The sequence below is a fragment of the Pseudomonas sp. XWY-1 genome (assembly GCF_002953115.1).
In the GTDB taxonomy this organism is placed as follows: Bacteria; Pseudomonadota; Gammaproteobacteria; order Pseudomonadales; family Pseudomonadaceae; genus Aquipseudomonas; species Aquipseudomonas alloputida.
On record NZ_CP026332.1, the window covers coordinates 1738042 to 1748876 of the forward strand.

The 10835-nt window shown below is 61.8% G+C and carries 12 protein-coding genes; 3 read left to right on the forward strand and 9 right to left on the reverse strand.

Annotated features, from left to right (window positions below; all coding sequences use genetic code 11):
* Position 1: 1 nt before the first annotated feature.
* The 6 genes from ccoO (PRJ_RS08415) to ccoN (PRJ_RS08455) form a co-directional block, all read right to left on the reverse strand.
* Positions 2-610: a cytochrome-c oxidase, cbb3-type subunit II gene (ccoO, locus tag PRJ_RS08415; protein ID WP_010955006.1), complete on the reverse strand. Its 609-nt coding sequence runs from the start codon at positions 608-610 to the stop codon at positions 2-4.
* Entirely contained in the window at positions 610-2052 is a 1443-nt protein-coding gene (gene ccoN, locus PRJ_RS08420) for a cytochrome-c oxidase, cbb3-type subunit I (RefSeq protein ID WP_003254284.1), read from the reverse strand. The genes ccoO (PRJ_RS08415) and ccoN (PRJ_RS08420) overlap by 1 nt, the downstream gene beginning before the upstream one ends.
* 811 nt (positions 2053-2863) lie before the next feature.
* A complete protein-coding gene (gene ccoP / locus PRJ_RS08440) occupies positions 2864-3805 on the reverse strand; it encodes a cytochrome-c oxidase, cbb3-type subunit III (protein ID WP_064493231.1) in 942 nt (313 codons plus the stop codon).
* Complete coding sequence (locus PRJ_RS08445; protein WP_010955003.1) at positions 3802-3996, reverse strand: cbb3-type cytochrome c oxidase subunit 3; 195 nt, start codon at positions 3994-3996, stop codon at positions 3802-3804. The genes ccoP and PRJ_RS08445 overlap by 4 nt, the downstream gene beginning before the upstream one ends.
* Positions 3997-4001: 5 nt before the next feature.
* Positions 4002-4610 carry a cytochrome-c oxidase, cbb3-type subunit II gene (gene ccoO, locus PRJ_RS08450; protein ID WP_010955002.1) on the reverse strand — a complete coding sequence of 203 codons (609 nt, stop codon included), beginning with the start codon at positions 4608-4610 and terminating at the stop codon, positions 4002-4004.
* A gap of 13 nt (positions 4611-4623) precedes the next feature.
* On the reverse strand, positions 4624-6048 hold the full coding sequence (gene ccoN / locus PRJ_RS08455; RefSeq protein WP_003254280.1) for a cytochrome-c oxidase, cbb3-type subunit I: 1425 nt from the start codon (positions 6046-6048) through the stop codon (positions 4624-4626).
* A gap of 50 nt (positions 6049-6098) precedes the next feature.
* Here ccoN (PRJ_RS08455) and PRJ_RS08460 point away from each other — a divergent pair, with 50 nt between their 5' ends.
* On the forward strand, positions 6099-6791 hold the full coding sequence (locus PRJ_RS08460; protein WP_010955001.1) for an alpha/beta family hydrolase: 693 nt from the start codon (positions 6099-6101) through the stop codon (positions 6789-6791).
* A gap of 114 nt (positions 6792-6905) precedes the next feature.
* Here the strand turns inward: PRJ_RS08460 and PRJ_RS08465 are convergent, their stop codons facing one another.
* Positions 6906-7190, reverse strand: a complete 285-nt coding sequence (locus PRJ_RS08465; RefSeq protein WP_003254278.1) for a pyrimidine/purine nucleoside phosphorylase — start codon at positions 7188-7190, stop codon at positions 6906-6908.
* Between the two features lie 74 nt (positions 7191-7264).
* Positions 7265-7816 (reverse strand): exonuclease domain-containing protein, encoded by a 552-nt coding sequence (locus PRJ_RS08470; protein WP_019437882.1) that lies wholly within the window; start codon positions 7814-7816, stop codon positions 7265-7267.
* 171 nt (positions 7817-7987) lie between these two features.
* Between PRJ_RS08470 and PRJ_RS08475 the strand changes: the two genes are divergently transcribed.
* Both PRJ_RS08475 and PRJ_RS08480 read left to right on the forward strand, forming a co-directional pair.
* The gene (locus tag PRJ_RS08475; protein WP_010954999.1) at positions 7988-8788 is read left to right on the forward strand and encodes an ABC transporter substrate-binding protein; all 801 of its coding nucleotides are present in this window, start codon (positions 7988-7990) and stop codon (positions 8786-8788) included.
* Positions 8789-8851: 63 nt separating this feature from the next.
* Positions 8852-9865 (forward strand): GNAT family N-acetyltransferase, encoded by a 1014-nt coding sequence (locus tag PRJ_RS08480; protein ID WP_014590234.1) that lies wholly within the window; start codon positions 8852-8854, stop codon positions 9863-9865.
* Between the two features lie 227 nt (positions 9866-10092).
* Here PRJ_RS08480 and PRJ_RS08485 read toward each other — a convergent pair whose 3' ends face one another.
* Complete coding sequence (locus PRJ_RS08485; protein WP_010954997.1) at positions 10093-10623, reverse strand: RNA polymerase factor sigma-70; 531 nt, start codon at positions 10621-10623, stop codon at positions 10093-10095.
* Between the last annotated feature and the right edge of the window lie 212 nt (positions 10624-10835).

The following is a 10835-nucleotide window of genomic DNA, read 5'->3' on the forward strand; positions in this document are numbered from 1 at the left end:
GTCACCGTTTGCTCTTGATGATGGTGCCAAGACCTTGCAGGTACGCGACGATGGCGTCCATTTCGGTCTTGCCCTTGACCGCGTCACGTGCGCCGGCAATGTCGGCGTCGGTGTACGGGGTGCCGAGTGTGCGCAGCACTTCCATCTTCTTCGCGGTGTCCTTGCCGTCGAGCTTGTTCTCGACCAGCCACGGGTAGGAAGGCATCTTCGATTCCGGTACCACGTTGCGCGGGTTGTACAGGTGCGCTCGGTGCCAGTCATCGGAGTAGCGGCCGCCGACGCGGGCCAGGTCCGGGCCGGTACGCTTGGAGCCCCACAGGAACGGGTGGTCCCACACGCTTTCACCGGCTACCGAGTAGTGGCCGTAACGCTCGGTTTCAGCACGGAACGGGCGGATCATCTGCGAGTGGCAGCCCACGCAGCCTTCGCGGATGTAGATATCGCGGCCTTCCACCTCCAGCGCGGTGCGCGGCTTCATGCCCTCGACCGGCTTGTTGGTGACGTCCTGGAAAAACAGCGGGACGATCTGGGTCAGGCCACCGACGCTCACGGCGATGACCATGAAGAAGGCCAGCAGGCCTATGTTCTTCTCGACGGCTTCATGCTTCATCAGTGCGCTCCCACAACGACGATCTTGGCGGCCTCTTCAGCCTGTGCCGGGTTGGCGGCACGTACGGTACGGAACACGTTGTAGGCCATCAGCAGCATGCCGCTGGCGAAGAACGCTCCGCCCAGGGCGCGGACGATGTAGCCGGGGTGGCTGGCCTGCAGGGCTTCGACGAAGGAGTAGGTGAGGGTGCCGTCATCGTTGATGGCGCGCCACATCAGGCCCTGGGTGATGCCGTTGACCCACATCGAGGCGATGTACAGTACGGTACCGATGGTGGCCAGCCAGAAGTGCGCGTTGATCAGGCCGATGCTGTGCATCTGCTCGCGGCCGTAGAGTTTCGGGATCATGTGGTACACGGCGCCGATCGAAATCATTGCCACCCAGCCGAGGGCGCCGGCGTGGACGTGGCCGATGGTCCAGTCGGTGTAGTGCGACAGTGAGTTCACGGTCTTGATGGCCATCATCGGGCCTTCGAAGGTGGACATGCCGTAGAACGCCAGCGACACCACCAGGAAGCGCAGGATCGGGTCGGTGCGCAGTTTGTGCCAGGCGCCCGACAGGGTCATCATGCCGTTGATCATGCCGCCCCAGCTTGGCGCCAGCAGGATGATCGACATTACCATGCCCAGCGACTGCGCCCAGTCAGGCAGGGCGGTGTAGTGCAGGTGATGCGGGCCGGCCCAGATGTACAGGGTGATCAGCGCCCAGAAGTGCACGATCGACAAGCGATACGAGTAGATCGGTCGCTCGGCCTGCTTGGGCACGAAGTAGTACATCATCCCCAGGAACCCGGTGGTGAGGAAGAAGCCCACGGCGTTGTGGCCGTACCACCACTGGATCATCGCGTCGGTGGCGCCGGAGTAGGCCGAGTACGACTTGAACAGGCTCACCGGCAGCGAGATGTGGTTGACGATGTGCAGCATCGCGGTGACCACGATGAACGCACCGTAGAACCAGTTGCCGACATAGATGTGCTTGGTCTTGCGCTTGACGATGGTGCCGAAGAACACCAGCCCGTAGGTAACCCAGACGATGGCCAGCAGGATCGCCAGCGGCCACTCCAGCTCGGCGTATTCCTTGGTGGTGGTGTAGCCCATCGGCAGGGTGATCAGCGCGCCGACGATCACGGCTTGCCAACCCCAGAAGGTGAAGGCGGCCATGCTGTCGGAGATCAGCCGGGTCTGGCAGGTGCGCTGCACCACGTAGTAGCTGGTGCCGAACAGCGCACAGCCCCCGAAGGCGAAGATCACCAGGTTGGTGTGCAGCGGGCGCAGGCGGCCGAAGCTGGTCCAGGGAAGGTCCAGGTTCAGCTGCGGCCACACCAGCTGCGAGGCGATGAAGACGCCGAGGCCCATGCCAAGGATCCCCCAGACCACCGTCATGATGGCGAACTGGCGGACGACCTTATAGTTATAAGCAGTCGGACTGATTGCTGTGCTCATTCTAAGGTTCCACGGTTTTGATGTTCTTGTTGGTCGAAAAATCGGCGCCAGTATTGATAACCAGCAAGGTTACCGCAACGCAACTTTGGTACGCCGACCCGTGTCCAGACCCGTTCACTGATGTCCCGCAGGGATCGGGTTAGGGCGATTGTACACAAATAAATATTTGTAATGTGTACCGTTTTTCATCTTTTTCTGATCGATCGGTCAAGCTTTTTCTGGGGCGGCGACAGGCCATGCGCCGCGTCTGCTCCGGTCCTTTCGGAGCGAAGCCCACTGAGGCAACAAGCTTAGTTGTGTTCGGTGGGGGTGCAAGGGAAGGGGGCTGAGGCTGGTGGTGGGCGGGGGAGTGTAAGGCTTGAGGGTTATGGGGGGCGGGGGTGTAGGGGTTGGGTGTTGTGGTGGGGCGGGGGTGTAAGGTTTGGATGTTGTGGCGGGGCGGGGTGTAAGGTCTGGGTGTTGTGGTGGGGCGGGGGGTGTAAGGTTTGAGTGTTGTGGTGGGGCAGAGATCGAGCGCCGCCCGCGCGGCGCTTCGCGGGTAAACCCGCTCCTACGTTTGTTTCGGGCCAATTATTCCTGTGGGATTTGCGCGCGACCGCCTTGGCGCATGTCTCGATATCGCGTCGTACAAACAAGGCGGTCGCGCGCGCCTGGCACAGGAGGGACTGGCCCGAAACAAACGTAGGAGCGGGTTTACCCGCGAAGCGCCGCGCGGGCGGCGCTCGATCTCACAGGCGGCGAATGCCTTTCGGCGAACTCACTTGGCAAATCCCTTTCGGCGAACTCACTTGGCAAATCTCTTTCGGCGAACTCACTTGGCCGTCACAGCCTCAGCGGAACCATCCTGCGACAGGCTATACACGTAAGCCGCCAGCAGATGCACCTTGTCATTCCCTTGGATCTCGGCCTGCGCCGGCATTTGCCCCTGGCGACCATAACGAATGGTCTGCTGCAGCTGGGCAAAGCTCGAACCGTAGATAAACGCCTGCGGATGGGTCAGGTTCGGAGCGCCCATGGCGGGCGTACCTTTGCCTTCCGGCCCGTGGCAGGCCACGCAGTTGGCTGCGAAGATCTTCTGCCCGTTCTCCACATCGGCCTTCGCGCCCTCAGGCAGTGTGCGGCCATCGAGTTTGCTGACCACGAACGCAGCCACATCGGCCACGCCCTGGTCACCGATCACTTCGGCCCAGGCCGGCATCACGCCATGGCGACCGCTCATGATGGTGGTCTTGATGGTTTCCGGATCGCCGCCCCAGCGCCAGTCATTGTCGGTGAGGTTGGGGAAGCCGAAGGCGCCCTTGGCGTCGGAACCGTGGCACACCGAGCAGTTGGAGGCAAACAGGCGGCTGCCCATTTTCAGTGCCTGCGGGTCCTTCGCCACTTCTTCTACGGGCATGGCGGCGTATTTGGCGAAGATCGGACCGAACCTGGCATCGGCCTTGTCCATTTCCTTCTGCCATTCATTGGCGCCAGTCCAGCCATTTTCATAGCCCGGCAGGATGCCTTTCCAGTTGCCCAGGCCCGGGTAGAGGATCAGGTAGCCGACCGAGAACGCCAAGGTGCCAACGAACAGCCAGAACCACCACTTGGGCAGCGGGTTGTCGTACTCCTCGATACCGTCGAAGCTGTGGCCCATGGTCTCGTCGGTGGTGTTGTTGCTCTGGCCCTTGCGCGTGGCGAGCAGCAGCCAGGTCAGGCCAATCAGGCTACCGATGGTCAGTACGCTGATGTACGTACTCCAGAAGGTGGTCATTGCCCGTTACTCCTTTTTGCAGCAGGCTCCTGCCCGGCAGTGGGCAGGCGGTCGTCGACGAAGGGCAGCAGGCGCGCTTCGGCGAAATCACGGTCGCGGCGGCGGTTGAAGACCCACAGGGTGAGGCCGATGAAGGCAATCATCACCACCAGGGTGCCCAGCCCGCGGATCATGCCGATGTCCATTTCCATCGCACTCACCTCTTGTTCTTGATCGCGGTGCCGAGCACCTGCAGGTAGGCGACCAGGGCATCCATCTCGGTCTTGCCTTTGACCGCTTCACGGGCGCCGGCAATGTCGTCGTCGGTGTACGGCACGCCCAGGGTGCGCAGGGTGCGCATCTTGACGTCGGTGTGGCTGTTGTCGACCGGCTGGGCAACCAGCCACGGGTAGGACGGCATCTTCGACTCCGGCACCACGTTGCGCGGGTTGTACAGGTGCGCACGGTGCCAGTCGTCCGAGTAGCGGCCACCGACCCGGGCCAGGTCCGGCCCAGTGCGCTTGGAGCCCCACAGGAACGGGTGGTCCCACACGCTTTCACCGGCTACCGAGTAGTGGCCGTAACGCTCGGTTTCGGCGCGGAACGGGCGGATCATCTGCGAGTGACAGCCCACGCAACCTTCGCGGATGTAGACATCGCGGCCTTCCAGTTGCAGCGCGGTGTAGGGCTTCATGCCTTCGACCGGTTTGTTGGTGACGTCCTGGAAGAACAGCGGGACGATCTGGGTCAGGCCGCCGATGCTGACGGCAAATACCATCAGCAGGGCCATCAGGCCGACGTTTTTCTCGATGACTTCATGTTTCATCAGGCGTTTCTCCTCAAGCCAACTGGGCGTTCGCAGGGGCGACGTCAAGCGCTGGCGAACGCACGGTGCGCCAGGTGTTCCAGGCCATCAGGAACATGCCGCTGAGGAAGATCGCGCCGCCGACGAAGCGCACGACGAAGCCTGGGTGGCTGGCCACCAAGGTTTCCACGAACGAGTAGGTGAGCGTGCCGTCGCTGTTGACTGCGCGCCACATCAGGCCCTGGGCGATGCCGTTGACCCACATCGAGGCGATGTACAGTACGGTACCGATGGTGGCCAGCCAGAAGTGCGCATTGATCAGGCCGAGGCTGTACATGCGTTCTTTGCCGAACACTTTGGGGATGGTGTGGTACAGCGCGCCGATCGAGATCATCGCTACCCAGCCGAGGGCGCCGGCGTGGACGTGGCCGATGGTCCAGTCGGTGTAGTGGGACAGGGCGTTGACCGTCTTGATGGCCATCATCGGGCCTTCGAAGGTGGACATGCCGTAGAACGCCAGCGACACCACCAGGAAGCGCAGGATCGGGTCGCTGCGCAGTTTGTGCCAGGCGCCCGACAGGGTCATCATGCCGTTGATCATGCCGCCCCAGCTGGGTGCCAGCAGGATCAGCGACATCACCATGCCCAGCGACTGCGCCCAATCGGGCAGGGCGGTGTAGTGCAAGTGGTGCGGGCCGGCCCAGATGTACAGGGTGATCAGCGCCCAGAAGTGCACGATCGACAAGCGATACGAATACACCGGCCGTTCGGCCTGCTTGGGCACGTAGTAGTACATCATCCCCAGGAAGCCTGCGGTCAGGAAGAAGCCCACCGCGTTATGGCCGTACCACCACTGCACCATGGCATCGGTGGCGCCAGCGTAGACCGAGTAGGATTTGGTCAGGCTGACCGGCAGTTCCAGGTTGTTGACGATGTGCAGCAGCGCCACGGTCAGGATGAAGGCGCCGAAGAACCAGTTGCCGACGTAGATGTGTTTGGTGTTGCGCTTCATCAGCGTGCCAAAGAACACGATGGCGTAGCCCACCCAGACGATGGTGATCAGAATGTCGATCGGCCATTCCAGTTCGGCGTATTCCTTGGAGCTGGTGTAGCCCAGCGGCAGGCTGATGGCCGCCAGCAGGATAACCAGTTGCCAGCCCCAGAACGTGAACGCGGCCAGGCCCGGTGCGAACAGGGTGGTCTGGCAGGTGCGTTGCACTGAATAATAGGAGGTGGCGAACAGTGCGCAGCCGCCGAACGCGAAGATCACCGCATTGGTATGCAGGGGGCGCAGGCGGCCGAAGCTGGTCCAGGGGAGGTCGAAGTTGAGGGACGGCCAGGCGAGCTGGGCGGCGATGAAGACGCCGAGCCCCATCCCGACGATTCCCCACACCACCGTCATGATGGCGAATTGGCGGACCACCTTGTAGTTATAGGCGGTACTGCTGGTTGTGTTCATGTATGGGTTCCCATCCACGGTTATTTGGCAGGCTTTACAGCGAGGCAAGCATGATTAATGGGCAAAGTGCCGGTATTGACGGGGATCAATGGGCGAAGGTCGCAAATGTCCCAGGCTTGCGCTGCGATCCTCCGCGGGTTGCAGGTCAGGATGACTACAAGGGGTGCCTGATTCTGGCCCATGGCGCGGGCGCGCCGATGGACAGCGGGTTCATGGACGAAATGGCGCAAAGGCTTGCGGCTCTTGGGGTAGCGGTAGTGCGCTTCGAGTTCCCGTACATGGCCGAGCGCAGGGTTACCGGTGGCAAGCGGCCGCCGAACCCGCAGAAGGTGTTGCTTGAATGCTGGCGTGAGGTGTACCGGCAAGTGCGACCTTTGGTCGCGGGCAAGCTGGCCGTGGGGGGCAAGTCCATGGGCGGGCGCATGGCGAGCCTGCTGGCCGACGAACTGGGCGCGGATGCGCTGGTGTGCCTGGGCTATCCGTTCTACGCGGTGGGTAAACCCGAGAAGCCACGGGTAGAGCACCTGGCCGAGTTGAAGACACCGACGTTGATCGTGCAGGGCGAGCGGGATGCGCTGGGTAACCGCGAGGCGGTGGCGGGGTATGCGTTGTCGCCGGCGATCGAGGTGAGCTGGCTAGTGGCGGGGGACCATGACCTGAAGCCGTTGAAGGCTTCGGGGTTCAGCCATGAGCAGCATTTGCAGGCGGCGGCTGAACGCGTTGCTGATTTTCTGAAGGATTAGTGCTGGATTCTTCGCGGGTAAACCCGCACCTACAAGGGCCGCACAACATCGAAGGTCGGCTCAGCACCCTGTAGGAGCGGGTTTACCCGCGAAGAGGCCGGAACAGGCCGGCGCTTAGTCGCGGTATTCGCACAGGTAAGCGGTATCCACCTTCACCTGCAGCTGGAACTTGCTGTCAGCCGGCACGTTGAACTTGTCACCGGCGTTGAAGGTTTCCCAGTTGTCGCTACCTGGCAGTTTCACGGTCAGCGCGCCCGATACCACATGCATGATCTCGCGCTTGGCAGTGCCGAATTCGTATTCGCCCGGAGCCATGACGCCGACAGTGGCCGGGCCTTCTTCGCCCGAGAATGCGATCGACTTGACGGTGCCGTTGAAGTACTCGTTGACCTGGAACATGGGCGACTCCTGAAAAGAGGTGCTGAAAAAGGGCTGGCCAGTATGCCCAAGCCCACAGGCGTCGTCATCTGCTTTCAGGGGCTGTTGGCGGGCAGGGTCAACGGTAATAGCCGCGCCGTGTTGCGCGCATCTTCCAGGGCCCTGTGCTGCTGCCCGCAAAAGTGCATGCCGGCCAGTTGCAGGGCGCCGTTCAGGCCGGTGGGGCGCTGCAGGTGGCGCGCCTTGGCAAAGCGTTGCTTGAGGTTGATGTGCGGCAATGTGCGCAGCAGGCTGTCGAGGCTGTGCTGCTGCCACTCCTGGTGCAGTTGCTGGCGGTCGTAGTCGCCCCAGCTGACCCAGGCCTGAAGCTGCCCGCGGTGGTGCCCCAGCCAGCGCTCGAAGCTTGCCCACACCTCGCGAAACGGCGCGGCGCTGTCCACGTCGGCCTGGCTGATGTGGGTCAGCTCACGGCAGAACGGGGTCAGCTGCGGCCGCCGCCGTGGCTTTACAAAACGCTGGAAATGGTCGACCTCGCGGCCTTCGCGGGTAACCAGGCTTGCGCCGATTTCAATGACTTCCATCTCTGTAACCGGCCACCCACCATCGTCGGTGGTGGCTTCCAGGTCGATCACCAACCAATGGCCCATACCAGGCTCCCCTGCAGATCCTGCTAGAGCGTAGCCAATGTCCGGGCATACGGCATCCTATGGCATTTTGCCGCCTGCTTTGGCACAAAGAGCAGGCGTCAGTAGTTGTGTCGCCCCTGGAAAACGCCTAGCTTAAGCGCATACAGGCATAAACCGTGATGAGTGTCCGTCTTGACTCCAGCGCCCGGCCTCAAGGCCTTGTCCACCCTGATGCTGCTGGCCGTGTTCTGGTTGGCGGCACCGGTATGGGCTGGCGAGGCGGTTGAAGTGAAGATTGGCGCAGCCCATTTCCCGCCTTACACAGTGCGCCCCGAGCAAGGTGCCGATACCGGTTTGCTGCCGCAGTTGGTCGATGCACTCAACCGGGCGCAGCAGCACTATCACTTCGTTCTGGTGCCTACGTCTATCCAGCGGCGCTTCGGTGACTTCCAGCAGGGCCGCACCGACATGGCGATTTTCGAGAACCCACAATGGGGCTGGGAGCAGATTGCCCATCAGGCCGTGGACATGGGCCTGGAAGATGCCGAAGTGTTCGTCGCCCGCAAGGCAAACGGCAATGATCCGCATTATTTCGATGACCTGCGCGGCAAACGCCTGGCCTTGTTCAACGGCTACCACTACGCGTTTGCCAGCTTCAACGCTGACCCGGACTACCTACGCAAGACATACAACGCGACCCTGACCTATTCCCACGACAGCAACCTGCTGATGGTGCAGGCCGGCCGCGCCGATATTGCCCTGGTCACGCGTTCCTACCTCAGTGATTTCCTGGCACGCAACCCGGCGAGCAGGGCGCAGCTGGTGCCTTCGCAACGCATTGACCAGGTCTATCACCACTACGCCTTGCTGCGCCCGGGGGCGCCTATCGGCGAGCAGTCGTTCGCTGCCCTGCTGCGTGGCCTGCGTGACAGCGGTGAACTGGCGCGCATCTTCGAGCCGTACCGTATCAAGGTGGCTGCACCGCAAGACTAAATTCCCGTGTTGCGGCAACGTTCCCTGCAGTGTGCCTTTTCTTCATTTTCGTGAGTCAAGCCCATGCCGTTCGATGCCGCTTCGCAGCCACAGTCACCGCCACGCTGGCGCAGCCTCAGTGCCGAGGAGGGCGACAGCTGGCTAAGCCTGGCCCTTGAAGGCCGCCCCCTGATCCAGTTGCGACTGGAGGCTGGCGCTTCTCTGCACGTTCACCTTGAGCGCTTTTGCCCCGAGCGCCCCTACCAAGCCTTGTGGGCCGCCTGTTATTGGTTACTGTCGCGCGATACGGCCTGCCAGCGCCTGACCTGGCACCTGCCCGAAGTGTTGCCGCAGGCGTTGGCCAGTGGCCTGCTGCTGGCCGGTGAACAGCCTGGCCAGTACCTGTGCGAGCGCGCACTGTTCTGGCAACTGCCGCAGCCGTGGCTGGGCGAGTCGGTTGCCGGGGTATATCCGCAGCAGATGCAGATCAGCAACGGCAAGCGCCACCCGCGCCGGGCGCCCAAGCCGCGGGGCGAAGTGTACCGGCGCTTCGATGCGCGCTTGGGCAGTTGGGTATCGCTGCGTACCCTGGAGATCGAGCATGACCTGGAGCGTTTCAACCGCTGGCAGAACAACCCTCGCGTGGAGGCGTTCTGGCAGGAGGGTGGCACGCTGGCGCAGCACCGCGAATACTTGGCCAAGCTCGAAGCCGACCCGCATACGTTGACGTTGATCGGTTGTTTCGATGACGAGCCGTTTGCCTACTTCGAGGCGTACTGGGCCAAGGAGGACCGCATTGCCCCCTTCTACCCGGCCGATGACTACGACCGCGGTATCCATATGCTGGTGGGAGAGGAGAGCCACCGAGGGCCGCACAAGGTGGCCAGCTGGCTATCGGCGTTGGTGCACTACCTTTTCCTGGATGACCCGCGCACCCAGCGGGTGGTGGCCGAGCCGCGCGCCGACAATGGCAAGATGATTGGCTACATGCACGACCAATGTTTCCATTGCGACAAGGAGTTCGACTTTCCACACAAGCGGGCGGCGTTGATGATTCTGGGGCGGGAGCGGTTTTTCGATCGTTGCAAGCTGACGTAGGGGCTAGTGTGGTGTTTCACAAATAACGACCATAACTCGCGGCGCTTTTTGCGCTCATGCGGCGTTGTCGCTCCTCGCCGTAGCTGGGCTACGACTCGTCGCGACGCCTTGCCTGAACGCAAAAATCGCTCGCGAGTTATTGGCCGTATTTGCAAAACACCACACTAGCGCTGCAAGCAAAAGCGAGAGCGATCCAGGTTCGCTCTCGCGTTTGCTTGAAGCTATCTTCAGGCCTGCCGACTGGCCGTCTTGCGGCAATGCACCAGTGCATCGCGGATCATGAAGTTGACCAAGGTCGGCGATACGCCCAGTTCCTTGGCAATGTCCTTCTGCGGCACGCCATTAAGGCGGTACATCTCGAAAGCATAGCGGGTGCGTGGCGGCAGTTCGTTCAAGGCCTCCGCGATGTCGTTCAGCGCGGCGCGGTTGATATGGGTGGCTTCGGGCGAGGCGTTCTGCACCACCACGTTCATGCCTTCCTCTTCACTACCGGAGTACTTCAGCTCCATCGCCTGCTTGCGATAGTGGTCGATCGCCAGGTTGCGCACGATCTGGAACAGGTAGCTCAGCTGGGCCTTGAACGATGAGGTGATCTGCGGGGCGGTGCTGAGCCGGAAAAAGGCATCCTGTACCACGTCCTCAGCCCGCGAGCGGCAGCCTGTGATGCGGGCGGCGATCTTGACCAGAATGCTGCGGTTGTCGACGAAGGCCTGCAGTAATGGTGAATCGCACTTACTTGTGGATAGTTGTTCCGCCATGGAAATCACCTTGTCACAGAGGGGAGAGGAGGCGCCCAAGGTTGGGAAGCTTCCTACGACGTGCGACAAACTATGCAAGATGATAATAATTGTCAAATGCGAAATGTAATTAGTATCTGTGGGTTTCAGTTCTAAAGCGCGGTTGGCTTTGGGGGTATGCCTTATCAACCCTTAATGCCTGACCTGCCCGCTAATTTCTCCCCCTGCCCATC